Consider the following 23,818-nt stretch of genomic DNA (forward strand, 5'->3'; position numbering starts at 1 on the left):
AAGCCGGTTTGACCGTAATGGGCACGGCTCGCGGGCTTGCCAGCCACCGCTGGGCACGGCACGGTGCCGCCTGTTCCCCGTGTGCAGGATGCCGTCCCATGACCGTTGCCAACCGCCTGCAGGCCGCCGTCGATGCCGAAGGGGCGCTGCTGTTCCTGGCCCGCTATGTGCGCCATGCGCGTTCTGGCCAAGGCGCGGCCTGGTGCGCCCAGGCCGATGTGCCGACGCTGCAGGCCGAAGCCGAGGAGCGTTGGGGTGAGCAGGCCGAGATCCTGTCCTGGGACGTGCAGCGCCGCGAACGTCGGCGCTGGCGGCGGCTGGAGTTCAAGGTCTACCTGGACGACGACAAGCGCTGGTATGGCGATGCCATCGCGCTGCATCGGCGCTCGCCTGGGTTGGCCGAGCTGCTGCGGGTGATGCACACACAGCAGTGGTTGGAGCCTTTCGAGCTGTATCTGTACGCCGATGGCCTGGATGAGGGGGCGATCGTGCTCCCCGCCGGCGGCATCATCCACTTCCAGCGTTCGCGCGGGGGTGTCTACCGGCTGCTGTCGTTGCAGGCGGGGTTTGCGGATGCAGGGGGACGCGAGCGCGCCGTGCAGGCGGTGCGCAATGCCCTGCAGCGCAGCCATGACGTGATCTGGCTGCGCCGGCATATCGATCCTGGGCTGCCATGGCAGGACTGGCTGGCCCAGCCGGAACTGGCCGGTATCCGCATTTGATGGGGTAGGCTATGCCGGAACTGCCAGGGATCAGCGGGTTCAGATCGTGTCGATCTATGCATTGAAAGGACGTTTCCAGGACCTGTTGCGTCCGGCCGTACGCGGCCTGTACCGCATGGGGATCACCGCCAATACGGTGACCATGGCCGCCGCCGTGGTCTCGCTGCTGGTAGCTGCGGCCGTGTGGTGCTGCGCGCCGGCGCAGTCCCTGCTGTACCTGCTGCTGCCACTGTGGATGCTGCTGCGCATGGCGCTCAACGCCGTGGACGGCATGCTGGCCCGCGAGTTCGGCCAGCAGTCGCGGCTGGGCGCCTATCTGAACGAGCTGTGCGATGTGATCGCCGACGCGGCGCTGTACCTGAGCCTGCTCAGCGTGCCGGGCGTGCGCCCGGAAGCGCTGTGGCTGCTGGCCTGGACCGCGGCGCTGAGCGAGTACGCCGGGGTGCTGGGGCTGATGGTCGGGGCCAGCCGTCGCTATGACGGCCCGATGGGCAAGAGCGACCGCGCCTTCGTGGTCGGAGCGCTGGGCCTGCTGCTGGCGTTTGAGTGGGGTGGCGCGATGACGGTCACTGGCGTGGCTGCGGTCATGGCGGTGCTGTGCGTGCTGACGATGGTCAATCGCGTCCGTCGCGGGCTGCGGGAAGCGGCGGTTTCGCCGAATTAATCAAGCAGATACAAAAAGACAATCAGGAGATTGCATGCGTCAGGCGCAGGAACGGGAATTCCACAGCTTCGACCAGGTACCGCTGTTCTACCGGTACTGGGCGGGCACCACCGTAACCCCGGCCACCAAGGCCATCGTGCTGCTGCACCGCGGCCATGAACATTCCGGCCGGGTCACCCACCTGGTTGACGAGCTGGACCTGCCCGACACTGCCTTCTTCGCCTGGGACGCGCGCGGGAATGGCCGTTCGCCGGGCGCACGTGGCGATGCACCGGGCTTCCCGGCGCTGGTGCGCGACCTCGATAGCTTCATTGCCCACATCGGCGCCGAACACGGTATCGCGGTGGAAGACATCGTGGTGATCGCGCAGAGCGTGGGCGCGGTGGTCGCCGCGACCTGGGTGCACGATTACGCGCCGCGCCTGCGCGCGCTGGTGATGGCTTCGCCGGCGTTCAAGGTGAAGCTCTATGTGCCGTTCGCACGCCCGGGCCTGGCATTGATGCAGAAGCTGCGCGGCAACTTCTTCGTCAACAGTTACGTCAAGCCGCAGTGGCTGACCCACGATCCGGCACGGGTGGAAAGCTACCGCACCGATCCGCTGATCACCCGGCCGATCTCGGTGCGCGTGCTGCTGGGCCTGTATGAGGCCGCGGACCGCATCGTCGCCGATGCGCAGGCGATCAGCGTGCCGGTGCAGCTGCTGGTGTCCGGTGCGGATTTCGTCGTGCATCGTGGCCCGCAGGACCGCTTCTACGAGCGCCTGTCCAGCCCGATCAAGGAGCGCGTGCATCTGCCGGGCTTCTTCCACGACACGCTGGGCGAACGTGATCGCGCGTCGGCACTGGCGCGTATCCGCAGCTTCATCCAGGCGCGCTTCGCCGAACCGCTGCGCGAGCTGTCACGGCGTGATGCACACCGCCACGGGCCGACCTTCGAGGAATCGGAGATCCTGGCCTGGCCGCCGGAACGCAACAGCCTGGCTGATCTGCGCTGGCGCGTGGTGCGTGGCGGCCTGCGCTTCGGCGGCACGCTGTCCGAAGGCATCGCGCTGGGCTTGCAGACCGGTTTCGATTCCGGCAGCACGCTCGACTACATCTATCGCGACGAAGCACGTGGCAAGGGCCCGCTGGGCCGCATGGTCGACCGCAATTATCTGGACGCGATCGGCTGGCGCGGCATCCGCGTGCGCGGCAAGCACCTGCAGGAACTGCTGCGCGATGCCGCCCAGCGACTGCGCGGGGAGGGCACGCCAGTGCGCGTGCTGGACGTGGCCGCTGGCCATGGCCGCTATGTGCTGGAAGCGCTGGGCCAGGGCGAACAGCGTGCCGAGCGCATCGTCCTCCGTGATTTCAGCGATCTGAACGTGACCCAGGGGCAGGCCTTGATCGAGCGCCTGGGCGCGGCCGACATCGCCCGCTTCGAGCAGGGCGATGCGTTCGACCCGGTGCAGCTGGCGCAGGTCGACCCGGCGCCGACGCTGGCGGTGGTTTCGGGCCTGTACGAACTGTTCCCCGACAACGATGCGGTGCTGCGTTCGCTGCAGGGCATCGCCGCGACCGTGCCGGTGGGCGGCTACCTGGCCTATACCGGCCAGCCCTGGCACCCGCAGCTGGAATTCATCGCGCGGGCCTTGACCAGCCACCGTGGCGGCGCGGCGTGGGTGATGCGTCGCCGTACCCAGCAGGAGATGGATGAGCTGGTACGCCTGGCCGGGTTCGAGAAGGTGGCGCAGCGTATCGACGATTTCGGCATCTTCACCGTGTCGCTGGCACGCCGGACCGCGTGATGGCGACACTCGCTGCAACCCCGCTGGCCGCGGAAGGGCGCCCCTGGCGGCGCGCCCTTCTGTGGCTGGCCCTGCTGGGCCCGTTCTTCTTCGCCAGCTATGGCTTCGCCAACTGGATGGCCGGTCGCCACGCTGCGTTGCCGGTGATGGCGTTCGCGTGGGAGACACGCATCCCGTTCGTGCCGTGGACGATCGTGCCGTACTGGTCAATCGACCTGTTCTACGCGATCTCGTTCTTCCTGTGCCGTCGGCGCCTCGAACTGGACCGGCACGCGCTGCGGCTGTTCAGTGCACAGCTGATCGCGGTGATCTGCTTCCTGTTGTGGCCGCTGCGCTTCAGCTTCGAGCGGCCAGAAATCGGCGGTGTGTTCGGCTGGTTGTTCGATGTGCTGCTGGGCTTCGACAAGCCGTTCAACCAGGCGCCGTCGCTGCACATCGTGCTGCTGATCGTGCTGTGGGTGAAGTTCGCGCAGTACCTGCACGGGGTGTGGCGCTGGGTGCTGCATGTGTGGGCGCTGCTGATCGGCGTTTCGGTACTGACCACGTTCCAGCATCACTTCATCGACATCCCGACCGGCCTGCTGGCCGGCTGGCTGTGCGTCTGGCTGTGGCCCGAGCAGGGCACACCACCGTTGCGTGCGTGGCGCACGACGCAGGATGCCAAGCGCTGGCGCCTGGCGGGGCTGTACCTGCTCGGGGCGGCGCTGCTGCTGGTGCCAGTGATCCTGCTGCGGGGTGTGGCGTTGTGGCTGCTGTGGCCGGTGGTATCGCTGCTGCTGGTGGCGCTGGCCTATGCCGGGCTGGGTACGGCGGTGTTCCAGAAGCGCGCCGATGGTCGCCTGACCATGGCGGCACGCTGGCTGCTGGCGCCGTACCTGGGTGCAGCCTGGATCAATTCGCGGCTGTGGACGCGGCGTGCGCCGCAGCCGGTGCCGGTGATGGATGGCGTGTGGCTGGGGCGCATTCCCTCCGAGGCATTGGCGGCACCCCTGGTGGGGGTGGTCGATGCCTGCGCCGAGCTGTCCTGTCGCGCGCAGGGCGCAGCGTATGCCAGTGTACCGATGCTGGACCTGGTGGTGCCCGCTCCGGAACAGCTGCGCGAGGCGGCTGAGCGCATCGAGTGCCTGCGTGCGCGGGGGCCGTTGCTGGTGTGCTGTGCGCTGGGCTACTCGCGCAGTGCTGCCAGCGTGGTGACCTGGCTGCTGCGCAGTGGTCGCGCGGCTGATGCCGATGCGGCGGTGGCGATCGTGCGTGCTGCGCGACCTGGCATCGTGCTGGGCGCAGCGCATCTGCATGCCATCACTGCTGCGGCAGGAGCGCGCGCATGAGGACGGTTCCCGATCTGGCAACCATGCAGCTGCTGCTGCGGCAGGGGCGTTGGCCGGCGCTGCTGTCGCTGGGCCTGTTGCTGGTGGCGTTGCTGCTGCTCGGCATCGAGCCGGGGCTGGCGATGATCGCTGCCGGCCTGTTGCTGCTCAGTGTTGCCGCGGGCATCGCACAGGCCTATCACGCGTGGAGGGTGGCGCTGGACGCCAGCCTGCTGCAGCTGCTGCGCGATGAGGGCCTGGACGGCGATGCTGCCGCGCGCCGCACCGACCAGCTGCTGCACGACAGTGGCCTGCGCCGCGCGTCGTCCGATGCGCAACTGCGGGGCTGGGACGCGCGCTGGGCCGGCATGCGCCGCCTGTTGCTGCGCCAGTACCTGTTGACCGCAGTGCAGGTGGTACTGCTGGTGCTGGCCGTGTTGTGGCCGCAGACGTGAACCGGAGGGATCGATGTTCGCCGAACTGATTGCCCGCGCCTGCAGTGGCGCGATCCATGTGGTGACCGGCGCCCGTGCGCTGTGGATCGGCTGTGCGCCGTCCAGCGAGCGACGCGTGTATTACGGCAACCACGCCAGCCATGGCGACTTCGTGCTGATCTGGTCGTCGATGCCACAGGCACTGCGGCGGCAGGTGCGCCCGGTGGCCGCGGCCGAATACTGGCAGCGCGATGGCCTGCGCCGCTACCTGATCGATGCGGTGTTCAACGGTGTGCTGGTCGAGCGCGAGGCCGGGCATCGCCAGCAGGATCCGCTGCAGGTACTGCGCGATGCCGTGGACGAAGACTGCTCGCTGATCCTGTTTCCGGAAGGCACGCGCAATGTGGGCGATGAGCCGCTGCTGCCGTTCAAGAGCGGCATCTACCACCTGGCACGGCAACGGCCGGAACTGGAGTTCGTGCCGGTGTGGATCGACAACCTGAAGCGGGTCATGCCCAAGGGCCGGTTCCTGCCGTTGCCCCTGCTGTGCACGGCCACCTTCGGCACGCCGTTGCGGCTGCAGGCCGACGAGGACAAGGCCGCGTTCCTGGCGCGCAGCCGGCAGGCGCTGCTGGACCTGGCGCCGAATGGAGGTCGTGCATGAGTTTCGTGTTGGATGTATCTGGCGATCTGGCAACGCAGAGCGTCGGCCAGCAGACCGGCCTGCTGTTCGCTGGCGTGGGTGCGGTGCTGGTGCTGGCGACACTGGTGGCTGAGACCCTGCGCTGGCGCCAGCGTGGGCGGCCCAGCGCGGTGATCGCCAACCTCGTCTCGCGCATCCGCGCGTGGTGGGTGATGGCGATCGTGGTCGGGCTGGCGCTGTTTTTCGGCCGTGCCGGGGTGATCGTGCTGTTCGCGATCATCTCGCTGTTCGCGCTGCGCGAGTTCATCACCCTGGCGCCGACCCGTTCAGGTGACTACTACGCGCTGCTGGCCGCGTTCTACATCGTGCTGCCTTGGCAGTACTACCTGGTGTGGATCGACTGGTACGGCATGTACACACTGCTGATTCCGGTCTATGCGTTCCTGTTCCTGCCGATCCTGTCGACCATCGGCGGCGACACCACGCACTACCTGGAGCGCACGGCGAAGGTGCAGTGGGGGTTGATGATCTGCGTGTTCTGCATTTCGCATGTACCGCTGCTGCTGAACCTTCACGTGCCGGGCCATGACCCGTCGCGCAACGTGTTGCTGTTCGCCTTCCTGGTGATCGTGGTGCAGTCCTCGGACGTGCTGCAGTACATCTGGGGCAAGCTGCTGGGCCAGCACCTGATCGCGCCGAAGCTGTCGCCGTCGAAGACGGTGGAGGGCTTCGTCGGCGGCGTGCTGAGTGCCAGCGCGCTGGGCGCGGCGCTGTGGTGGATCACCCCGTTCACGCCGCTGCAGGCGTTCGGCCTGTCGCTGCTGATCAATCTGATGGGGTTCTGGGGTGGCCTGGTGATGTCGGCGATCAAGCGCGATCGTGGCATCAAGGACTGGGGCCACATGATCGAGGGCCATGGCGGCATGCTCGACCGGCTGGATTCGGTGTGCTTCGCCGCGCCGGTGTTCTTCCACGTGGTGCGGTATTACTGGAAGGCGGGCGGGGGCGGTTGATTCTGCCGGGCTTTCATCCACACATGGCGTGGTGACCCGCTTCTGTCGAGTCGAGCCATGCTCGACTGCTTCTGCGTCAGGCAATCCGTAAACGACAGTCGAGCATGGCTCGACTCTACAAAGGCGGCATCGGCGCTCAGGCGCTGATGCCGTACTCCTTCAGCTTCTTTCGCAGGGTGGCGCGGTGGATGCCCAGCATCGCAGCGGCCCGGCTCTGGTTGCCTTCGCAGTGGTTGAGCACTTCCACGAACAACGGGATCTCCATCTCGCGCAGCACGATCTCGTAGACATCGTCCGCGTCGCAGCCATCAAGGTCACGCAGGTAGCGGCGCACGGACTGGGCGACGTGTTCACGCAGCGGTGGCCGGGGAGCGCCACGACTGTTGTCAGGACGAGAAAGGACAGCGTTCAAGGGGGTTCCCGATTCGGTTGGCCCGTGCGCGCGAAGCGCGCGGCCGGACGAGGTGGTGGCGGTCAGTCTAGCGCGAGCGTGCCCGGCCTGCCATGACCGGGCGGCCACTTGCGATCAAAGGAAGTCGAAGGTGAATGCGACGGTGGACGCCGCAGGCTCCTGTACGCGGAAGGCGATGCGTGCGCTCTGGCCCGGTTCCAGCAAGGCCGCACCGGGGTTCTCGCCCAGGTACTGCGCAGGCGTGAACACGCTGCTGCCGATCACCCGGCCATCGGCATCGGACAGCGACAGGCGCAGGTCCGGCCATGCCTGTGCCCAGCGCGCGTCGTTGCGGATGCTGGCCTGTACCTGCAGCACGCCGGCCTGCCCGGGCAGTGGCCGGATCTCGCGACTGGTCATGGTGAAGGCGGTGGGTTCATGCCAGGCGGGCAGGCTGCAGCGCAGCACGCCACAGAGTGTGTCCAGCCATGCGCGGTTGCCGGCGTCGGCGGCCAGCCGCGCTCGGTCGGCAAGCACGCTCTGCAGTACCAGCAGCAGCGCCAGCGCGGCGACCAGCGCCCAGTGCCAGCGGGGCGTCGGCAGGGCGCGCGGGCGCACATTGCCGAGGAAACTGGGTGCATCGGCAGTAACCGTCGTTGCCGGGGGGGCGACCCGCGCCGGTTCAAGGGCCGCGGTGTCATCAACGATGACCGTGTCATCGTCGCGTTGCATCTCCGCCGCCGGCGCAGGGGCCAGCTCGACGGGTGCGACCGGCACCTGCGTTGCAGGCCCAGCTTCGTCCTGCGTGCGCGTATCGGTCGCAGGCGCGGCCTCACCTTCCGGCGTCGTGCGCAGGAAGGTCGCCAGGGGACGGCGCGGTGGGTTCGGCTCGGACATGCTCAGGGCGCGGGCTCGGATCCAGCGGTCATTCAACCACGATCAGGCGCGGCGTACGCCGGTGATGCGCATCCAGTCGCCATCCTGGGTGGCCTGCAGGTCGTCGAACCACGCGGCATAGCGCTGCAGCAGTTCGCCTTCCTGGCCATGCAGGATGCCGGACAGGGCGATGCGGCCGCCGGCGGCGACGCGCGCGGCCAGCAGTTCGGCCAGTGCATCCAGCGCCGAAGCGAGAATGTTGGCGACCACGATCGGGTAGGTTGCCACCGGTTCGTCCTGCGGCAGGTACACGTGCATGCGCGCCTGCTCGCCGTTGCGTTCGGCATTGTCGGCGGTGGCGACCAGGGCCTGCGGATCGTTGTCCACGCCGATGGCTTCAGCGGCACCCAGCTTCAGTGCGGCCAGCGCGAGAATGCCCGAGCCGCACCCGAAGTCGAGCACCCGCTGGCCCTGCAGCAGGCCGTCCACGGCAAGCTGGTCCAGCCAGCGCAGGCACAGGGCCGTGGTCGGGTGGGTACCCGAGCCGAAGGCCAGGCCCGGGTCCAGTCGCACCACGGCCGCATCGGCGGCTTGGGCGGCTTCCGGCAGTTCATGGTTCCACGGCACGATCCAGGTACGGCTGCCGAAATCCATCGGCTGGAACTGGTCCAGCCAGGCGCGTTCCCAGTCTTCGTCCTCGACCGCACGGAAGCTGCCACCACTCCAGTCCAGCTCCGGGTCGAACGATTCCAGCGCGGCCAGCAGCAGCAGAGCATTGCTGTCGGCGGGGAACAGCGCGCTCAGCACCAGGGTGTCCCACAGCGGGGTCTCGCCCACGCCCGGCTCGAGGATGGCCTGTTCGTTGCTGGTATCGGCCTCGGCATCGAGCAGGGTGACGGCCAGTGCGCCGACGTCCTCCAGCGCGTTTTCATAGCGGGGCTGGGTGGCTTCGGTGCAACGCAGGGTCAGTTCCAGGAACGGCATGGCGGTGGGGGCAATCACGGGAAAGGGGGCCATGCTAGACCATCAGGGCGTCTCCGTATTGCCTGAGATGCTGCCCCTGGATGAACGGAGGTGGTTCAGACAGGCCTGTCGGGCCTTGCTAAACTTGGCGCTTTCCTGTGTGCCGTGAACGCTCACTGCCGCCAATGGCCTTTGCTCCGACCCTGAAAACCTGGTTGCTCGTGCTGCCGGCGGTGGCCGTGCTGGGCGTGGCCGGGTATCGGGCCAGCGGCCATGCCGGGTCGGCGCAGGCGACGGTGGACGAGCTGCCGGTGTCGTCGCTGGCAGCGGTGGATGCGGCGGTGCCGCTGCCGGTGATGCCGGAAGCGCTGGCGCGTCGCCTGGCGGCGTTCGAGCGTGGCAATGCGCTGCCCTCGGGCCTGCCGCTGGATCTGCGCGCCGACATCGAGGATGCCACCGATCTCTACGCCTATGCGCAGCGCCTGCGCGTGCAGGCCGACGACGGCAATCACGAGGCGCGCTGGATGCTCAGCCGGGTTTACGACTACTGCGCTCAGTACGCCATCGACCCCGGCGGCTACCGTTTGGACAACAACGTGCTGGCGGGGTTGGGTCTGACCGCCGCACCGGCGATGGTGCAGGCGCGTGAGCGCGTGGCGCAGCGCTGCGGTGGCTTCGTGCCGGGCGACAAGCTGGGGTCCGCCCTGGTGCTGGCGGAGCGTCGCAAGGCGGCCGCGCAGGGCAACCTGGCAGCGGAAGCATCGCTGTTCGCCGAAGGCGAGCCATTGCATGACAGCCCCGAGTATCGCCGTGACCTGGTCGAGCGGGTGCGCACCTCACGCGACCCGGAAGCGTTCATGGCGATCGCCCCGGGCATGGGCGTGCGTGCGGCAGGGGACCGCGCACTCAATGGCCTGGTGGCCGGCGAACAGCTCAGTGAACTGGCATGGCGGCTTGCGGCCTGCGAACTCGGTCTACCGTGTGGGGCCGACAGTGTGCTGGTCAACAGTTTTTGTGCGAATGGAGGGATCTGTTCGCAGGATGGGACGCAGGATTTCCGGGATTTTGTGTATGACGCTGCGGTTTCGCGGCAAGGTGCGGGGAAAATGAAGCAGTGGATCAAGCGATTGGTTGGAAAGAGGGACGGGCAATGAATTACCGTCGATTCCTGCATGGGGCCAAGTTCTGGTTCTGGGTGGCGCTGTTCGTGGCTTACTCGGCCGGCGCGGTCGGGCTGTTGATGATCGACACGTACGAAGATCGTTACCGGCATCTGTCGAAAGTGGAACTGACCACGGTGAAGACGCACGAAGACGTGCGCCGCGCGGGTGCCAGCCAGGTCGCCGCGGTCTATCGCGCGCAGAGTGGCATGCCGTTCGCCTCGTTGCCGGCCGGCAGCACCTTCCAGGTGGTGTGGCCCGACGGCTCGACGGAGACCATGGTGATCATCGACCCGAGCTCACCCAACGGTATCCGTCCGCTGGCGAACTCGCAGATTCCTGCGACGGCGGCCGACGCGCGCTGAACCTGCATGTGTAGAGCCGAGCCATGCTCGGCTGCTCTTGCCGGCATGCCGAGCGTAGGCTCGGCTCTATAGAAGAGATACGGAAAAGGGCGGGGATTTCCCCGCCCTTTTCATGTCCAGCACCTGCCGCCGATCAGGTCAACGCGATCGGCTTGTTCTTGCGCTCGGCAAGACGCTTTTCCAGGTAGTGGATGTTCTGGCCACCGGCCTGGAAGCCCTTGTCGCGCATGATCCGCTGCTGCAGGGCGACATTGGTCTTGATGCCATCGACCACCATTTCGCTCAGCGCCACCTGCATGCGGGCGATGGCGGTTTCGCGGTCCGGGCCGTGCACGATCAGCTTGCCGATCATCGAGTCGTAGTTCGACGGCACGCGGTAGCCACTGTAGATGTGGGTATCCACGCGCACGCCGGGGCCGCCCGGCGGATGGAAGCCGGTGATGGTGCCCGGGCTCGGCACGAAGGTCTCGGCGTCTTCGGCGTTGATGCGGCACTCGATCGCATGACCGTTCAGCACCACGTCGCTCTGCTTGATCGACAGCTTCTGGCCAGCAGCGATCTTCAGCTGCTCGGCCACCAGGTCTATGCCGGTGACCATCTCGGTGACCGGATGCTCCACCTGGATGCGGGTGTTCATTTCGATGAAGTAGAACCGGCCGTCCTCGTAGAGGAACTCGAACGTGCCAGCGCCGCGATAGCCGATGCGGATGCAGGCTTCCACGCACACCTTGCCGATCTGCTCGCGCTGTTCGGCGGTGATGCCCGGTGCCGGCGCCTCTTCCACCACCTTCTGGTGGCGGCGCTGCATCGAGCAGTCGCGCTCACCCAGGTGGATGGCGTTGCCCTGGCCGTCGGCCAGCACCTGGATCTCCACGTGGCGCGGATTCTCCAGGAACTTCTCCATGTAGACCTCGCCATTGCCGAACGCGGCCTTGGCCTCGCTCTTGGTGGTTTCGATCGAGGTCTTCAGCGAGGCTTCGGCGTGCACCACGCGCATGCCACGGCCACCGCCGCCACCGGCTGCCTTGATGATGACCGGGTAGCCGATCTCACGGGCGATCTTGGTGTTGGCGACGATGTCCTCGCCCAGCGGGCCGCCCGAACCGGGCACGCACGGCACGCCGGCGGACTTCATCGCGCGGATGGCTTCGACCTTGTCGCCCATCATGCGGATGGTGTCGGCCTTGGGGCCGATGAAGATGAAGCCGGACTCTTCCACGCGCTCGGCGAAGTCGGCGTTCTCGGACAGGAAGCCGTAGCCCGGGTGGATCGCCTGGGCGTCGGTGACTTCGGCGGCGGCGATCAGTGCCGGGATGTTGAGGTAGCTCTGCGGCGACGGCGCCGGGCCGATGCAGACCGACTCGTCGGCCATGGCCACGTGCTTGAGGTTGCGATCGACCGTGGAGTGCACGGCCACCGTGCGGATGCCGAGGGTGTGGCACGCGCGCAGGATGCGCAGCGCGATCTCCCCTCGGTTGGCGATGACGACTTTGTCGAGCATGGCGTGCCCCTCAGCCGATCACGAACAGCGGCTGGTCGAATTCGACCGGCTGGCCGTTCTCGCCGAGGATGGCGACGATGGTGCCGGACGTGTCGGCTTCGATCGGGTTGAACATCTTCATCGCTTCGATGATGGCCAGGGTCTCGCCTTCCTTGACCTGCTGGCCAACGGTGACGAAGGCCGGCTTGTCCGGAGCGGCCGACGCATAGAAGGTGCCGACCATCGGCGAACGCAGCACGTGGCCTTCCGGCAGGGCCGGGCCCGGCTTGGCGGTGCCGCCGGTGGAGGCTTCGGTCGGCGACTGCATCGGCATCGCCTGCGCAGCCGGGGCGGCCGGGGCGGCGTACACCGGGGCCGGCATCGGCGCAGCGTAGCCGGCAACCGGTGCGCGCGACAGGCGCACCGACTCTTCGCCTTCCTTGATTTCGATTTCAGCCAGGTTCGACTCTTCCAGCAGGTCGATCAGCTTCTTGATTTTGCGGAGATCCATGGTGGCCTCTTTGCTCTTGATGTCAGTGTGGTGGGGAGTGCGGCTGCACCCGGGTCAAAGCAGTTCGTAGAACTCGCGCAGCTGCCGCGTACGGTCGCGCGCGAGGGTGATCAGGCAGCGCATCTGTGCGCCGTTGCGCGCGGTGCCATCGGAATTGAGGGCATAGACGGCATTGCAGTCATGGTCGCGCAGCTGCATCCAGGCACGCTGGGCCAGGACCAGCTGCTGCTCGGCATCGCCGCAGTAGCTGCAGCCGCCGCCGTTGGCCGGTGTGCGCAACTGGCGCCGGGCTTGTGCATATACCGCGTTGAGTTCGACATCAGCGGCGGCGGCCACGTCCGAGGCGCACAGGTCGCTCTCCATCGTGGTGGTCGGATGTGCGCAGTCGATGCCTTCGTCCTTGCGGTCGAACGCCGTGGCCGCGCCGCAGAGGCCGGCCCACGCCAGAACGCCGGCAATCACGCGCGGCAGCATCTTCACGCGCGGGCCGCCTGCACGCGCAGCAGCGCCGCGTCCATCGCGTAGCGGTAGCTGTCGGCGCCGAAGCCGCACACCACGCCCACGGCCTTGTCACTGAAGTAGCTGTGCTGGCGGAACGGCTCGCGGGTATGCGGGTTGGACAGGTGGATCTCGATGAACGGCACCGCCACCGCCGCCAGCGCATCGCGCAGGGCGACCGAGGTGTGGGTGAACGCGGCCGGGTTGATCAGGATGAAAGCGGTTCCGTCATTGCGCGCGGCCTGCACGCGGTCCACCAGCACATGCTCGGCGTTGGACTGCAGGCTCTCCACGGCGTGTCCGGCGGCCGATGCCTGGGCGGCCAGGGCCTGGTCGATGTCGGCCAGCGTGGTGTGGCCGTAGACCTCCGGCTCGCGGGTGCCGAGCAGGTTGAGGTTGGGGCCGTGCAGGACCAGCAGCTTCGCCATGGGATCCGGAAGACGGGAAAGGGCGGCAGTCTGGCGGAACCGGCGGATGCTGTCCAGTTCGACGAAGTTTGCAGCGTTTCAATCGTTTGTTTGAAATCTGCCGGAGCGCTTGTGGCTGTACGGCGGGCGGTGGATCAAGGCGCGCTGAACGTCGTGCTGGCCGGGGATGCGGGCACGTAGGCCGACGATGGCGGCAGGCACGGAGAAGGCTGATGCCGCCATGGGCCGTGATGCGGTTGATCCACGCCATGCGTGGATGAAGGAAGTTCGGTGCGCAGCAAGCTATTCCCCCATCGAGGGGCAGCCCAAAGTACGCAGCACGCCGGCCACCGCAATTGCCATACACCCGCTCAGGTCTCCAGTGGCACCGTCGGCACCACGTTCGGGAACACCTCCTCCAGTGGCTCCCGTTCCCCCGGCTTCGGTGCCGGCCAGTTGTAAGCGTTCACCGGCTGCGCGCGGTTTACCCATAAGGCGTAATACAGATGGTCGGCGCGGCCATCACCGGTATTGGGGTGGATCAGGATGGTCAGGCCCAGGCTGTTGAGTTGCAGCCAAGGTACCAGCACCGGCAGCAGGTCGTTGGTGAAGCCGAAATAGAACGACGGGGTGACGTGCGGGCCGCGTGGCTCCAGGTTCCAGTTGCCCAGTTCCACCGGGAAACGCTCGGCCGCCCAGCGCCGCAACAGGGCCGCCTTCTCGAAGCTGTCCTCGTCGAAGTAGATATGCGCGTGATAGCTCTTGATGTCGGTGTAGGCGCGTGGAGTCGCGGGCAGCGTGGCCTCGCCGGGGCGCACGCTGGCCGGGCGCGGGGTCGGTTCGCTGGCCGTGGCGTGGCCCCAGGGGCTGCTGCCCTCGGGCGCGGGCGGAACGATGGCGCGGAAGCCGGGCCGCCCAGGTTCGGTGGTGTTCACCGCGGCGTTGCCGCGCGCTGCTGCGGCGGCGGTCGATGCACTGGCCAGGCCGCCAGCGGCCAGACCTGCCGAAGCGATCAGGCGGCGCCGTGCGGGCGAAAGCAGGTCGGCCCAGTGGGCGTCATCGTCGCCGGTGTCGGTGAGGGGCTGCGGGTCCGGGTGCATGAGGGGCTCCGTGGCGGCATCGTGTGGGCAGGCAAGCACGCTCGGGCAGGGCTGCCGGTGACGTCCAATAAGCAGGGGGCATCACCTCATGCAGGGGCGCCTTCGTCGCCTTGAGCGCGACCGGACGGCGGGCTAGGGTGCAGGTCTGCCGCCCTGGAACCCGCCATGACCTCGCTCGATGCCGACACCCCGCGCAAGCGCGCGGCCTTCCGCCAGCTGCATGCGCAGGGTTGCTTCGTGTTGCCCAATCCGTGGGATGTGGGCAGTGCCCGCTACCTGCAGCGGCAAGGCTTCCAGGCCCTGGCCACGACCAGTGCCGGCTGTGCCTGGAGCGAAGGGCGGCCGGATGGCGCGGTTTCGTTGCCGGCCACGCTGGAGCATCTGCGCCTGATGGCGGCGGCGACCCCGTTACCGCTGAATGCCGACTTCGGTGATGGCTTCGGCGCTACGCCGCAGGCGGTGGAGGAGGCGGTGGCCGCGGCGCTCGACACGGGCATCGCGGCGTTGTCGATCGAGGACGCCAGCGGCGTGGCCGATGCACCGCTGAGACCCATCGACCAGGCGGTCGAGCGCCTGCGCGCTGCCCGTGCAGCCATCGATCGCGCGGGCGGCGACGTGCTGCTGGTCGGGCGTGCCGAGAACTTCTTCGTCGGCGTGCCGGATCTGCAGGACACGCTGCAGCGCCTGCGCGCCTATGCCGAGGCCGGTGCAGACGTGCTGTATGCACCGGGCATCACCACGCGCGAGCAGATCAGCGCGGTGGTTGCCGCCGCGGGGTCGAAGCCGGTGAACCTGCTGGTCGGTGGACCGACGCCGCTGCGCCTGCAGGACATTGCTGCACTCGGCGTTCGCCGGGTCAGCCTGGGCGGCGCACTGGCCCGTGCCGCGTGGGGTGGGCTGATGCAGGCGACCCAGCCGATCATGCAGGACGGATGCTTCGATGGCCTGCAGCAGGCGGCCTCCGGGGCTGCCTTGAACGCGCTGTTCCGCTAGCTCCACACCCTGCAAGGCGGGAGCGGCCGGCGACTACAGCGCCTCGATCTCCCGCTTGGGCAAGGTCACGCCGGGTTCCAGCGCTGGCAGCAGTTGGCGAAGCAGGTGTGGATTGCCCTGCAGCCCGGTGCCATCCAGATACGTCCAGCCGGAACCGCCAACGCGGCGCACGGCCACCATGAACGTGGTGCTGCGCATCGGGGTTTCACGCACCCGTATCAGGGATTGGCGTGGCACGAAGCAGACTTCTTCCTCCCCGGCAGCATAGGTCCGGGTCGGCACACCTACATCTTCGCTGATGACCACTACGCCGGCGCTGTGCTGCTTCTTCAACGCATCGCGGGTGATCGCCTGGAAGGCGTCATCGCCGCCGGCCAGTCGCTTGAGGCTGGGATGGGTGCGCTTGATGAGGAAGTCCGCATCGCCGCGGGCGTACGCAGCCATCATGGCGCGCACATCTTCGCGCAGCGACTTCGCATCACTGGGACTGAGTTCACCTGCGAAGGCGGATGGCAGCAACAGCGACAGCAGCATCAGTATCGTCAGGGGCAGGCGTCGATGCATGTTCGGGTGTCTCACAGGGCACCGCCGCACTATACGGTGGATGTGAAAACAGCGTCCCACCGATGGCGCTGGTTTCCCCGGAATCGCTACTTACTATTGGTAGGTATTGATTCCCGGAGACCCCCCATGCACAGCCTCATTGTCATCGCCCACCCTGAACCCGATTCGCTGACCCATGCGATCGCACATCGCATCGGCGATGCCATCACTGCGGCCGACGCCCGCAACACCGTGGCCTACGCCGACCTGATGGCCGAAGGCTTTGATCCACGCTTCAATGCTCAGGACCAGGCCTTGTTCCGCAGCACTGGCGCGGTACCGGCCGACATTGCTGCCGAGCACGCACGGCTGGAGGCCACCGATACGCTGGTACTGGTGTTTCCGTTGTACTGGTGGTCGTTCCCGGCACTGCTGAAGGGCTGGATCGACCGCGTCTTCACCAACGAATGGGCGTACGCACAGGATGCACAGGGCAAGCTGGTGAAGAAGCTGCAGCGCCTGAACGTGCATCTGGTGGGGCTGGGCGGCGCCGATGCAGCGATGGTCGAACGACGCGGCTACGATGCGGCGATGAAGACGCAGATCGACATGGGCATCTTCGACTACTGTGGCGCACGCGTGCTGACGTCAGACCTGCTGCTGGATGCCGATACCGGTGCGGCCGAAACGCATCTGCAGACCGCGCTGGCAATCGGCCGTAAAATAGGCACTCCGATGCGCTGATCGCCGTGTACCGCCGATGCCCGCCAACGCCGTTCCCACGCGCCGCCGATTGACCCGCGAGCAACGCGCTCGCCAGTTGCTGGACGTGGCCTGGACGCTGGTTGGCGAAGAGGGTACCGACGCGCTCACGCTGGGACGGCTGGCCGAGGCGGCCGGTGTGACCAAGCCGGTGGCCTACGATCACTTCGTAACCCGCAACGGCCTGCTGGCTGCGCTCTACGATGACTATGACGGGCGGCAGACGGTGGTCTTCCACGAGCGTATCGGCCGCGCCCGGGCGCAGCTGGCTGATCGCGCGGCGGCCATCGCCTCCGGCTACATCGACTGCATCCTCAGCCAGGGCAGTGAAGTGCAGGGCATCCTCGCCGCATTGGTGGGCGCGCCGGAACTGCACGAGGTGCGGCGGCGTTACCAGCAGGACTTCATCGACAACTGCCAGGTCTGGCTGGGCCCGTTCGCTGTCGACGGCACGGTGTCGCTGGCGGGACGCTGGGCGATTCTCGGTGCGGCTGAAACCCTTTCAGAGGGCGTGGCGGCGGGCGCGCTGGACAAGACCGGCGCCGAGGCCGAGCTGCAGCGGCTGATCGTGGCGACGGTCAAGCGTCGCTGAGCCGCTCAGGCGTCGGCGGTACTGTCGGCCAGCGTGGCGAATCCTGCCGCCAGCTGTTCGCGCACCAGCGCATCGCGTGCGTCGCGGCTGTCGGCGCCCAACACCACCGTGATCAGCCGAACCGGATGCGCGCGTCCCTGCACTGCCCGGCATGCGGTGGCGGCCAGGCAGAAGCCTGCGGCCTGGGTGTAGCCGGTCTTCAAGCCATCCACGCCGTCATCGTCCAGCAGGCCGTTCTGGTTGTTGCGGCTGAAGCTGCCGTGCGCGAACGCGCGCTGCGCGGTGATTGCCAGCATCTGCGGATGGTCATTCATCAGGCAGGCGGCCAGCACCGCCATGTCGTGCGCACTGGACGCATGATGCGGCGTGGTGATGCCGGACACGCTGGCGAACCACGTGCTGCGCAGGCGAAGCCGGCGTGCGTGCTGGTTCATGCGTTCCAGGAATGCCGTCTGTGATCCGTCCAGATGGCGCGCGATGGCCAGCGCCGCGTCATTGCCGGAGACGATCATCAACCCTTCCAGCAGGCGCGCGAGCGTGACCGTTTCGCCGGGCACCAGGCCCATGCGCGTTTCATCATCGGCGACCGCGTGCACGTCGTCGGCGGCGATGGTGACGTCGTCGTCCCACGAGCGCCCGCACTCCTCGACACATTCGTAAGCCGCGTAGGCGGTCATCAGCTTGGTCAGCGAGGCCGGTTGCCTGGCGATGTCCGCGTTGTGCTGGTGAATCACCGCGAAGGTTGCCGCATCGAGGGTGATGGACGACAGCGGCGCACGCGCAGGGGCAGGAGACGGCATGAACGCGTCGACGAAGGAGGGCCTGCAGGATAGCCCGTGGCAGCTGCATGAAGTTGCAATATTGAAACGATATAACGTACCAGTATTGAGGGCCGCCGCTGGCCCGATTGGATCTGCGATGACTGCACGCACGCCACGCCGCTGGTTTCATTCCTCTTTGCTGCTTGCGTTGGCGGCTCTGGGCGGCTGTCAGACGAGCCCCCGCGCCGAGGCCGTTGCTTCTGGCCAAGCGCGCCCGCACAACGTGATCGTGATGATCAACGACGGCGCCGGCTGGGGCACCTGGGATGCGGCGGCCTACTGGCAGTACGGCAGCCGCGAAGGCGCGCCGTATGCGGATTTTCCGCAGCGCCTGGCGGTCACCACGTTCCCGTTGAACAGCAGCAGCCAGCCGACCGGCGACAACGCGCAGACCCTCGGCTACGACGCGGGCAAGGCCTGGGATACCGGGCCGGTGCCGGCGCAGGACCTGCCGTTCGCCGGCTACCAGTACCTGGCAGCGGTGGCGACCGACAGCGCCGCAGCGGGCACGGCGTTGTCTTCGGGCATCAAGACCTACAACAACGCCATCAACTTCAACAACGATGGCCAGCCGGTCGAGTTCAACACGCTGCGCGCCAAGCGCCTGGGCATGGCGACCGGTGTGGTGACTTCGGTACCGTTCGCGCATGCGACGCCCGCCGCGTTCGCGGCGCAGAACGAGTCGCGCAACAACTATCACGCCATTGCGCACCAGATGCTGGCGCAGGGCCACCTGGACCTTGTGATGGGCACCGGCGGTCCTGGCTACAGCGTTGATGGTCGCGCCTGTGACGAGGGTATCGGCGCGGCGAAGGCCGAGGGCTGCGCGAAGCTGTGGGAATGGGTTTCGCAACAGGATTGGCAGCAGCTGGAAGCGGGCAGCACCATTGCCGGCAACCCAGCGGGACCGTGGCGCCTGATCCGCAGCAAGGAGGATTTCGCCGCACTGGCGCAGGGACGGCTACCGGCCGACCGGCCGCTGATCGGCGTGCCGCGCGTGGCCAACACGCTGCAGCAGGCGCGTCAGCTGCAGGTGCTGGGCAGGGATGCGGCGATGCCTTCAGGTGTGAGGAAGATCGACAGCGTGCCGGATCTTGCGACCATGACCCGCGGTGCGCTGCGGTTCCTGCAGCAGCGTTCGTCCAACGGCCTGTTCCTGATGGTGGAGGGCGGTGCCACCGACTGGGCCGCGCATACCAGCGCCTGTGGCACCGAATGGCACTACGGCCAGTGTGGCGACCAACCGCAGTACGGCCGGCTGATCGAGGAAACCGTGGAGTTCAACGAGGCGGTGGCGGCGGTGGTTGAATGGATCGAGCGCAACGGTGGCTGGGAGCACAACCTGCTGATCGTCACCACCGACCACGACAACAGCATGCCGATGGGCCCGGAAGCACAGAACGTTGCCTTCGCGCCGGTACGAAACAACGGCCGTGGACGCATGCCGGGGATGAGCTTCCGCCCCACTGGCAACCATTCCAATGCACTGGTGCCGTTGTGGGCCAAGGGCGCCGGGGCGGAATTGCTGGGCCAGCGCGTGCGGGGCGTCGATGCCGGCTACCGTCAGCACGTGCGCTGGAACGACGGCAGCTACATCGACAACACCGACGTGGCTGCGGCAGTGCAGGAGGCGCTGCAGCGCCCACGGTAACGGCCGGTTGCACCCGGGCTGTTGTCGGGGCAGCCTGCGCACATGCAGTCAGATATCCGCATCGACGGTCGTGTCTTTGCCTACGTCTTCCCCTGTGCGTGGGAAGACTACGCCAAGATCGGCTTTTCGCGTGACCCGCTCGGACGCATCAGCGCATTGCACCGGCGTTGGTTCGAGTTCTTCGACCTCGACGCCGGTGCGCTGGTGGAAGCGGAAAGCGAACGCGATGCGCGGGATCTGGAACTGCAGCTGCGTTCGCCGTTCAAGGCGCACCGCGCGCCGGCGCCGATGACGGTCCAGGACAAGGCTGGCGGTCGCACCGAATGGGTACGCGGTGCCAACCAGGCCTTGTCGCTTGCGGTTGCCGCGTTGGGCGAGCAAGGTTATCGCTGCTATCCACTGAAGGCGTGGCTGCGGGCCGCCCTGCGCCTGCGCATGGACCGGCTGCACGACTGGGCTGCGGTGCAGCTTCCGGAAGAGGAAGGCCTGCGGATGCCCGGTGGCCCCGGCGAGGGCGTGCTGCGTGACACTCTCGATGGTTGCAGGGCGCTGGATATCGATCCAATGCCGTGGCTGCCTGCACACGTCCAGCGCTGGTACGCAGGTTGAGCCGCGTTCAACGGGGGCACGGCGGTTGAGCCGGCGCGGCCGGCTGTGGCGCGCATTGCGGGGCAGGGGTTGACGCGCTGGCCAGCTGGCGTGCCAGCTCGGCGCTGGCCACATGGCCGTGCAGGAACAACAAGCCGCTGAAGATGTTCATGAGCGTGCCTCCACTTGAGTGGATTGCACGATACGGGCAGCATGGACGAGCAAAAAGCGACATTTCCGCAAGCATGCCTTGAGAGGAATTCAAGCCTGATGTCCCGCCCTCCGCTCCATGCCCTGCAAGGCTTCGTGGCCGCCGCCCGGCTCGGCAACCTGTCGCGTGCGGCGGCGTCGATGAACCTGACCGTCAGCGCGCTCAGCCACCAGATGCGGCAGCTGGAAGAGCGGCTCGGGCAGCCGCTGCTGATCCGCCAGCCACGTGGTGTCACCCTCACCCTTGAGGGGCAGCGCCTGCTCGATCAGGTGGGTCCGCATCTGGATGCGATCCACGAAGCCTTCCAGCCCTACGCGGCACGTGCCGAGCACGTGCTGACGATCAGCGCGGTGCCGTCGATGGCGTCGGCCTGGCTGGTGCCGCGCCTGGGTCAGTTCGTGGCTGAGCACCCACAGATCGAGATCAACCTGCAGTCGAGTGAACGCCTGATTGATTTCGAGCGGCAGCGCCAGTTCGACGCGGCGCTACGGCTGGGCAGCGGGCAATGGCCGGGCCTGGTGGTGGAACCGCTGTTCGATGAGTGGTTGGTGCCGATGGCGAGCCCGGCGTTGATCGAACGCATGGGAGGCGTTGACCGTGTGCCGTTGACCCAGTGGCCGCTGCTGGGCGATCCCGATGGGGCGTGGGGCGCCTGGTTCGCGTTGAGCGGGCAGAGGCCGCCATCGCGCTTCGTGGCGGTGCTGGATGATTCGGAGGCGCACCATCGGGCCGCTCTGGATGGCGTGGGCGTGGCTCTTGGCCGGGTGACCCGGGCACGCCTGCTGCTCGATTCGGGCCAGCTGGTGGCACTGTCCAGCCAGCGCCTGAAGACGGCGTGGCCGCATTGGCTGGTGTACCCGCAGCGCTCGGCCAGCCATCGCGGCTTCCTCGCGTTCCGCGACTGGCTGCATGCGCAGGCCGCCGAGCACGTGCGGCACATGGCAGACGCGCATTTGTAGCATTTGTAGAGTCGAGCCATGCTCGACTGACTTTTCGCAGGAGCAGTCGAGCATGGCTCGACTCCACAGTCACCGGACCAGCGTAACCGCCTGCCCGGCACGCGCGAACGCTTCCTCCAGCAACGGGCCTGCCTTGATCGCCTCCACTGCCTCGAACAAGGCCTGCAGCGCGTCGGCCGGGCGTGAGGCCGGTGCCGCCACTGCCTGCTGGATCGCGGTGAAACGGTCGGCCAGCACGCGATGGCCGGAATGCGTCTGCGCCCATGCGTCCAGCGGCTGGCGTACACCGGCTGCGGCATCCAGACGTTGCTGATCGAACAGGGTGATGGCCGCAGCAGAGGTCTCCGCCCGCTCGATCGTGGCGTGGCGCAGTTCACGGCTCAGGAACAGGTCATAGGCCGCGCCACGCCCCACCGCGATGCGCAGCCCCTCGCGGTCGAGGTCGGCCACCTGCTGCGCAGGGCTGTCCTCGCGAACCAGATAGGTGCCTTCAATCTCCACGTACGGGGCACTGAAGGCAATGCGGTCGGTACGTGCCGGATCGATGGCCAGGAAGGCCAGATCCCAGCCGTCTTCGCCCGCTGCGGCGACCACCGAGGCTGCGGCATCGTGGCAGGTGAAGCGTGCCTGCACCCCCATCCGCTGCGCCAATGCGGTAGCCAGTTCCAGCGAAGGGCCGCGCGGTGAGCGCGCATCGCCCTGTGCCAGCACCGGGTTGCCCAGGTTGATCGCCACGCGCAGGAAACCGTGCGGTGCCAGCGTATTTCGATGGTCGGCCAGGGACATGCAGGACTCCACGGGGCGCGGGAGACCCAGCATGCCAACAACGGTGTCCGTGTGGCGTGGAATCAGCCGCGCGCGGCGAAGGTGCCGTGGAAGCCCAGTGGCACCGCATACGGCAGCCAGGCCTGTGCCAGCGGACCGTCGCCCAGGTGGCGTGCATCCAGCACCGCCAGGCCGCTGCGCTTGTTCACCGGATCAAGCAGGGTACCGATCAACCAGCCATCATCGGCGTTGCGGCTGCCCGGACGCGGTACGAACACATGCTCCTCGGCCATGATGTCCGGCCCGTAGTTCCACAGCTGGCGGCGCCCGCGCTCGATGTCGAACGCGGCTACCGCGTTGAAGTACGGTGCGGTGGCCGGGCCGTCGATGGTCGGCGCGTACAGGCGCGCACCACGGGTACCGGCGGAACGGGGGTCGAACAACGGGAACTCCACCGCACTGATGCCCAGTGGCTGCCAGCGGGCCTGTCCACGACGCAGGTCCAGATGCAGCTCGACCAGGCTGGCGCCACTGTTGGCCGCATGTGCGCCGTCACCGGCCATCGCTTCCTTCATCGGCGAGCGTGCCTCGTTGATGTCGTCATGGCGCACTGCGCGCAGCACGATGCCGCCATCGCGGGTGAACGCGTCGCCGAAGTGGTAGATCGCCGCGAAAGGAGCCTCGAACCATTGCGCCTTGTCCGGCGCGTCCTTGGCGACCACCGCGATACGCACAGGACGCTGCGGTGCAAACTGCATGCGCTCGAAGAAGCTGCCTCCTGCGCCGGTGAAATCGAACGGCATCATCACGAACACCAGGTGCTGGTCGGTCATCGCGAACGCGTGCAGATAGCCGTGTTCGGGGGTTTCGATCACATTGGCGCTGCGCAGCTGGCCGTCCGCACCGATGTGCCAGACCAGCAGGCCATGTCCCCCCATCAGGCTGATCGAGCCGAAGTTCCAGAGGCTGCCGTCGCGGTCGCGCAGCGGGTGCGCCGAGAACGGCAGCGCGGCCAGATCCGGACGCCAGGTGACAGGGCCAAGCGTCTGCAGCGAATCGGGGTCCACCTCGAACGCCGAACCGGATTCGCACAGCGCGAACAGGCGGCCATTGATCATCATCACCGAGGTGTTGGCCACGTTGGCATCATCGTTGTTGCGTACCGCCAGCGCACCGGGAACGCTGGTGCCGGCAGCCGGATACTGGAAGCGGCCGGCCTTCTGTTCACGGGTGAATTTCGGCGTGGCGACCATGCGCCCGTGATGGGTCAGGCTGCCATCACCATTGAAACGCCAGCCATGCACCATGCCATCGCCGTCGAACCAGTGGTCGTAGCGGAAGCCATCGCGCTCGGTCCACGCCGGGCCATTGCGGTACAGCGTGCCGGCCAGGCCTGGTGGCAGTTTTCCCTGTAACTGCACGGTGGCCGGACCGAGGCATTCGCTGCCGACGCTGCGCCAGCCGAGCAGCCACGGGTGGTCGTGCATACCCTGCGCGAACCGCGCCGGGTCGCCGGCGAAGGCGGGAGCGCTGCGCAGCGCGGTGGCACCCAGGGCCAGGCAGGCACTGCTGCTGAGCAGGGTACGAAGGAAGCGGCGACGGTCCATGGTGGC

Annotated in this window: 28 protein-coding genes; 15 read left to right on the forward strand and 13 right to left on the reverse strand. The window is 67.4% G+C overall.

The genetic code is table 11. The features are described from left to right. Window positions 1-98 precede the first annotated feature (98 nt). The 7 genes from R1H25_RS14835 to R1H25_RS14865 are packed head-to-tail and all read left to right on the forward strand — an operon-like array spanning window position 99 to window position 6,569. Window positions 99-722, forward strand: coding sequence for a hypothetical protein (locus R1H25_RS14835; RefSeq protein WP_317223962.1), 624 nt, complete (start codon window positions 99-101; stop codon window positions 720-722). Window positions 723-768: 46 nt separating this feature from the next. Beyond that, complete coding sequence (locus R1H25_RS14840; RefSeq protein ID WP_317223963.1) at window positions 769-1,386, forward strand: CDP-alcohol phosphatidyltransferase family protein; 618 nt, start codon at window positions 769-771, stop codon at window positions 1,384-1,386. A 34-nt stretch (window positions 1,387-1,420) separates the two neighbouring features. Next, window positions 1,421-3,172: a bifunctional alpha/beta hydrolase/class I SAM-dependent methyltransferase gene (locus tag R1H25_RS14845; protein ID WP_317223964.1), complete on the forward strand. Its 1,752-nt coding sequence runs from the start codon at window positions 1,421-1,423 to the stop codon at window positions 3,170-3,172. After that, a complete protein-coding gene (locus tag R1H25_RS14850) occupies window positions 3,172-4,500 on the forward strand; it encodes a phosphatase PAP2/dual specificity phosphatase family protein (protein WP_317223965.1) in 1,329 nt (442 codons plus the stop codon). The genes R1H25_RS14845 and R1H25_RS14850 overlap by 1 nt, the downstream gene beginning before the upstream one ends. After that, the gene (locus R1H25_RS14855) at window positions 4,497-4,934 is read left to right on the forward strand and encodes a hypothetical protein (RefSeq protein WP_317223966.1); all 438 of its coding nucleotides are present in this window, start codon (window positions 4,497-4,499) and stop codon (window positions 4,932-4,934) included. The genes R1H25_RS14850 and R1H25_RS14855 overlap by 4 nt, the downstream gene beginning before the upstream one ends. A 13-nt stretch (window positions 4,935-4,947) precedes the next feature. Then, window positions 4,948-5,577, forward strand: a complete 630-nt coding sequence (locus R1H25_RS14860) for a lysophospholipid acyltransferase family protein (RefSeq protein ID WP_317223967.1) — start codon at window positions 4,948-4,950, stop codon at window positions 5,575-5,577. Continuing rightward, a complete protein-coding gene (locus tag R1H25_RS14865) occupies window positions 5,574-6,569 on the forward strand; it encodes a phosphatidate cytidylyltransferase (RefSeq protein ID WP_317223968.1) in 996 nt (331 codons plus the stop codon). The genes R1H25_RS14860 and R1H25_RS14865 overlap by 4 nt, the downstream gene beginning before the upstream one ends. A 136-nt stretch (window positions 6,570-6,705) precedes the next feature. On the opposite strand, the gene fis is transcribed toward R1H25_RS14865, so the two are convergent. The 3 genes from fis to prmA all read right to left on the reverse strand — a co-directional run bounded on the left by fis (window position 6,706) and on the right by prmA (window position 8,820). Then, on the reverse strand, window positions 6,706-6,981 hold the full coding sequence (gene fis, locus R1H25_RS14870) for a DNA-binding transcriptional regulator Fis (protein ID WP_005419706.1): 276 nt from the start codon (window positions 6,979-6,981) through the stop codon (window positions 6,706-6,708). Window positions 6,982-7,095: 114 nt separating this feature from the next. Continuing rightward, complete coding sequence (locus tag R1H25_RS14875) at window positions 7,096-7,857, reverse strand: DUF3426 domain-containing protein (RefSeq protein WP_317223969.1); 762 nt, start codon at window positions 7,855-7,857, stop codon at window positions 7,096-7,098. Window positions 7,858-7,899: 42 nt separating this feature from the next. Beyond that, window positions 7,900-8,820 (reverse strand): 50S ribosomal protein L11 methyltransferase, encoded by a 921-nt coding sequence (gene prmA, locus R1H25_RS14880; protein ID WP_049446720.1) that lies wholly within the window; start codon window positions 8,818-8,820, stop codon window positions 7,900-7,902. 164 nt (window positions 8,821-8,984) lie between these two features. On the opposite strand from prmA, the gene R1H25_RS14885 reads away from it, so the two are divergent. Together R1H25_RS14885 and R1H25_RS14890 are read left to right on the forward strand one after the other, a co-directional pair. After that, entirely contained in the window at window positions 8,985-9,953 is a 969-nt protein-coding gene (locus tag R1H25_RS14885) for a hypothetical protein (RefSeq protein ID WP_317223970.1), read from the forward strand. Beyond that, complete coding sequence (locus R1H25_RS14890) at window positions 9,950-10,324, forward strand: hypothetical protein (protein WP_049446717.1); 375 nt, start codon at window positions 9,950-9,952, stop codon at window positions 10,322-10,324. Before R1H25_RS14885 ends, R1H25_RS14890 begins: the two co-directional genes overlap by 4 nt. A 133-nt stretch (window positions 10,325-10,457) precedes the next feature. On the opposite strand, the gene accC is transcribed toward R1H25_RS14890, so the two are convergent. The 5 genes from accC to R1H25_RS14915 form a co-directional block, all read right to left on the reverse strand. Further along, window positions 10,458-11,825 (reverse strand): acetyl-CoA carboxylase biotin carboxylase subunit, encoded by a 1,368-nt coding sequence (gene accC / locus R1H25_RS14895; protein ID WP_049446715.1) that lies wholly within the window; start codon window positions 11,823-11,825, stop codon window positions 10,458-10,460. Between the two features lie 10 nt (window positions 11,826-11,835). Beyond that, the gene (gene accB, locus R1H25_RS14900) at window positions 11,836-12,315 is read right to left on the reverse strand and encodes an acetyl-CoA carboxylase biotin carboxyl carrier protein (RefSeq protein ID WP_150452991.1); all 480 of its coding nucleotides are present in this window, start codon (window positions 12,313-12,315) and stop codon (window positions 11,836-11,838) included. Between the two features lie 54 nt (window positions 12,316-12,369). Next, window positions 12,370-12,789: a lysozyme inhibitor LprI family protein gene (locus R1H25_RS14905; protein ID WP_317223984.1), complete on the reverse strand. Its 420-nt coding sequence runs from the start codon at window positions 12,787-12,789 to the stop codon at window positions 12,370-12,372. A gap of 2 nt (window positions 12,790-12,791) precedes the next feature. Then, window positions 12,792-13,241 carry a type II 3-dehydroquinate dehydratase gene (gene aroQ / locus R1H25_RS14910; RefSeq protein ID WP_049446709.1) on the reverse strand — a complete coding sequence of 150 codons (450 nt, stop codon included), beginning with the start codon at window positions 13,239-13,241 and terminating at the stop codon, window positions 12,792-12,794. A gap of 350 nt (window positions 13,242-13,591) precedes the next feature. Beyond that, the gene (locus tag R1H25_RS14915) at window positions 13,592-14,320 is read right to left on the reverse strand and encodes a DOPA 4,5-dioxygenase family protein (protein ID WP_317223971.1); all 729 of its coding nucleotides are present in this window, start codon (window positions 14,318-14,320) and stop codon (window positions 13,592-13,594) included. Between the two features lie 165 nt (window positions 14,321-14,485). Here R1H25_RS14915 and R1H25_RS14920 point away from each other — a divergent pair, with 165 nt between their 5' ends. Beyond that, on the forward strand, window positions 14,486-15,313 hold the full coding sequence (locus R1H25_RS14920; RefSeq protein ID WP_057500734.1) for an oxaloacetate decarboxylase: 828 nt from the start codon (window positions 14,486-14,488) through the stop codon (window positions 15,311-15,313). Window positions 15,314-15,346: 33 nt separating this feature from the next. Here the strand turns inward: R1H25_RS14920 and R1H25_RS14925 are convergent, their stop codons facing one another. Beyond that, on the reverse strand, window positions 15,347-15,877 hold the full coding sequence (locus R1H25_RS14925; protein WP_049446702.1) for a hypothetical protein: 531 nt from the start codon (window positions 15,875-15,877) through the stop codon (window positions 15,347-15,349). Between the two features lie 126 nt (window positions 15,878-16,003). Between R1H25_RS14925 and R1H25_RS14930 the strand changes: the two genes are divergently transcribed. Both R1H25_RS14930 and R1H25_RS14935 read left to right on the forward strand, forming a co-directional pair. Further along, window positions 16,004-16,600 carry an NAD(P)H-dependent oxidoreductase gene (locus R1H25_RS14930; protein WP_317223972.1) on the forward strand — a complete coding sequence of 199 codons (597 nt, stop codon included), beginning with the start codon at window positions 16,004-16,006 and terminating at the stop codon, window positions 16,598-16,600. Window positions 16,601-16,616: 16 nt separating this feature from the next. Then, window positions 16,617-17,210: a TetR/AcrR family transcriptional regulator gene (locus tag R1H25_RS14935; RefSeq protein ID WP_317223973.1), complete on the forward strand. Its 594-nt coding sequence runs from the start codon at window positions 16,617-16,619 to the stop codon at window positions 17,208-17,210. Window positions 17,211-17,215: 5 nt separating this feature from the next. Here R1H25_RS14935 and R1H25_RS14940 read toward each other — a convergent pair whose 3' ends face one another. Then, window positions 17,216-18,010: a D-alanyl-D-alanine carboxypeptidase family protein gene (locus R1H25_RS14940; protein ID WP_317223974.1), complete on the reverse strand. Its 795-nt coding sequence runs from the start codon at window positions 18,008-18,010 to the stop codon at window positions 17,216-17,218. Between the two features lie 118 nt (window positions 18,011-18,128). Between R1H25_RS14940 and R1H25_RS14945 the strand changes: the two genes are divergently transcribed. Next, window positions 18,129-19,682 carry an alkaline phosphatase gene (locus R1H25_RS14945; protein ID WP_317223975.1) on the forward strand — a complete coding sequence of 518 codons (1,554 nt, stop codon included), beginning with the start codon at window positions 18,129-18,131 and terminating at the stop codon, window positions 19,680-19,682. Window positions 19,683-19,724: 42 nt separating this feature from the next. Further along, on the forward strand, window positions 19,725-20,291 hold the full coding sequence (locus tag R1H25_RS14950) for a GIY-YIG nuclease family protein (protein WP_317223976.1): 567 nt from the start codon (window positions 19,725-19,727) through the stop codon (window positions 20,289-20,291). Between the two features lie 7 nt (window positions 20,292-20,298). On the opposite strand, the gene R1H25_RS14955 is transcribed toward R1H25_RS14950, so the two are convergent. Further along, window positions 20,299-20,442, reverse strand: a complete 144-nt coding sequence (locus R1H25_RS14955) for a hypothetical protein (protein ID WP_162838398.1) — start codon at window positions 20,440-20,442, stop codon at window positions 20,299-20,301. A 98-nt stretch (window positions 20,443-20,540) separates the two neighbouring features. Between R1H25_RS14955 and R1H25_RS14960 the strand changes: the two genes are divergently transcribed. After that, complete coding sequence (locus R1H25_RS14960; protein WP_049446692.1) at window positions 20,541-21,440, forward strand: LysR substrate-binding domain-containing protein; 900 nt, start codon at window positions 20,541-20,543, stop codon at window positions 21,438-21,440. Between the two features lie 69 nt (window positions 21,441-21,509). Here R1H25_RS14960 and R1H25_RS14965 read toward each other — a convergent pair whose 3' ends face one another. Both R1H25_RS14965 and R1H25_RS14970 read right to left on the reverse strand, forming a co-directional pair. Next, entirely contained in the window at window positions 21,510-22,226 is a 717-nt protein-coding gene (locus R1H25_RS14965; RefSeq protein WP_317223977.1) for an ABC transporter substrate-binding protein, read from the reverse strand. 62 nt (window positions 22,227-22,288) lie between these two features. Continuing rightward, window positions 22,289-23,812 carry a carotenoid oxygenase family protein gene (locus R1H25_RS14970; protein WP_317223978.1) on the reverse strand — a complete coding sequence of 508 codons (1,524 nt, stop codon included), beginning with the start codon at window positions 23,810-23,812 and terminating at the stop codon, window positions 22,289-22,291. Window positions 23,813-23,818 lie beyond the last annotated feature (6 nt).

Source organism: Stenotrophomonas veracruzanensis (genome assembly GCF_032911525.1).
Classification (GTDB): domain Bacteria; phylum Pseudomonadota; class Gammaproteobacteria; order Xanthomonadales; family Xanthomonadaceae; genus Stenotrophomonas; species Stenotrophomonas africana.

Excerpts from the sequence above, each read along its gene's own strand:
- R1H25_RS14885 (WP_317223970.1), top strand. The coding sequence starts at position 8,985 with ATGGCCTTTGCTCCGACCCTGAAAACCTGGTTGCTCGTGCTGCCGGCG.
- R1H25_RS14945 (WP_317223975.1), top strand. The coding sequence starts at position 18,129 with ATGACTGCACGCACGCCACGCCGCTGGTTTCATTCCTCTTTGCTGCTT.
- accC (WP_049446715.1), bottom strand. The coding sequence starts at position 11,825 with ATGCTCGACAAAGTCGTCATCGCCAACCGAGGGGAGATCGCGCTGCGC.
- prmA (WP_049446720.1), bottom strand. The coding sequence starts at position 8,820 with ATGCCGTTCCTGGAACTGACCCTGCGTTGCACCGAAGCCACCCAGCCC.
- R1H25_RS14835 (WP_317223962.1), top strand. The coding sequence starts at position 99 with ATGACCGTTGCCAACCGCCTGCAGGCCGCCGTCGATGCCGAAGGGGCG.
- R1H25_RS14860 (WP_317223967.1), top strand. The coding sequence starts at position 4,948 with ATGTTCGCCGAACTGATTGCCCGCGCCTGCAGTGGCGCGATCCATGTG.
- R1H25_RS14930 (WP_317223972.1), top strand. The coding sequence starts at position 16,004 with ATGCACAGCCTCATTGTCATCGCCCACCCTGAACCCGATTCGCTGACC.
- R1H25_RS14915 (WP_317223971.1), bottom strand. The coding sequence starts at position 14,320 with ATGCACCCGGACCCGCAGCCCCTCACCGACACCGGCGACGATGACGCC.
- R1H25_RS14965 (WP_317223977.1), bottom strand. The coding sequence starts at position 22,226 with ATGTCCCTGGCCGACCATCGAAATACGCTGGCACCGCACGGTTTCCTG.
- R1H25_RS14960 (WP_049446692.1), top strand. The coding sequence starts at position 20,541 with ATGTCCCGCCCTCCGCTCCATGCCCTGCAAGGCTTCGTGGCCGCCGCC.
- R1H25_RS14950 (WP_317223976.1), top strand. The coding sequence starts at position 19,725 with ATGCAGTCAGATATCCGCATCGACGGTCGTGTCTTTGCCTACGTCTTC.
- R1H25_RS14920 (WP_057500734.1), top strand. The coding sequence starts at position 14,486 with ATGACCTCGCTCGATGCCGACACCCCGCGCAAGCGCGCGGCCTTCCGC.
- R1H25_RS14905 (WP_317223984.1), bottom strand. The coding sequence starts at position 12,789 with ATGCTGCCGCGCGTGATTGCCGGCGTTCTGGCGTGGGCCGGCCTCTGC.
- R1H25_RS14855 (WP_317223966.1), top strand. The coding sequence starts at position 4,497 with ATGAGGACGGTTCCCGATCTGGCAACCATGCAGCTGCTGCTGCGGCAG.
- R1H25_RS14955 (WP_162838398.1), bottom strand. The coding sequence starts at position 20,442 with ATGAACATCTTCAGCGGCTTGTTGTTCCTGCACGGCCATGTGGCCAGC.
- R1H25_RS14925 (WP_049446702.1), bottom strand. The coding sequence starts at position 15,877 with ATGCATCGACGCCTGCCCCTGACGATACTGATGCTGCTGTCGCTGTTG.
- R1H25_RS14890 (WP_049446717.1), top strand. The coding sequence starts at position 9,950 with ATGAATTACCGTCGATTCCTGCATGGGGCCAAGTTCTGGTTCTGGGTG.
- aroQ (WP_049446709.1), bottom strand. The coding sequence starts at position 13,241 with ATGGCGAAGCTGCTGGTCCTGCACGGCCCCAACCTCAACCTGCTCGGC.
- accB (WP_150452991.1), bottom strand. The coding sequence starts at position 12,315 with ATGGATCTCCGCAAAATCAAGAAGCTGATCGACCTGCTGGAAGAGTCG.
- R1H25_RS14875 (WP_317223969.1), bottom strand. The coding sequence starts at position 7,857 with ATGTCCGAGCCGAACCCACCGCGCCGTCCCCTGGCGACCTTCCTGCGC.
- R1H25_RS14865 (WP_317223968.1), top strand. The coding sequence starts at position 5,574 with ATGAGTTTCGTGTTGGATGTATCTGGCGATCTGGCAACGCAGAGCGTC.
- R1H25_RS14850 (WP_317223965.1), top strand. The coding sequence starts at position 3,172 with ATGGCGACACTCGCTGCAACCCCGCTGGCCGCGGAAGGGCGCCCCTGG.
- R1H25_RS14940 (WP_317223974.1), bottom strand. The coding sequence starts at position 18,010 with ATGCCGTCTCCTGCCCCTGCGCGTGCGCCGCTGTCGTCCATCACCCTC.
- R1H25_RS14970 (WP_317223978.1), bottom strand. The coding sequence starts at position 23,812 with ATGGACCGTCGCCGCTTCCTTCGTACCCTGCTCAGCAGCAGTGCCTGC.
- R1H25_RS14935 (WP_317223973.1), top strand. The coding sequence starts at position 16,617 with ATGCCCGCCAACGCCGTTCCCACGCGCCGCCGATTGACCCGCGAGCAA.
- R1H25_RS14845 (WP_317223964.1), top strand. The coding sequence starts at position 1,421 with ATGCGTCAGGCGCAGGAACGGGAATTCCACAGCTTCGACCAGGTACCG.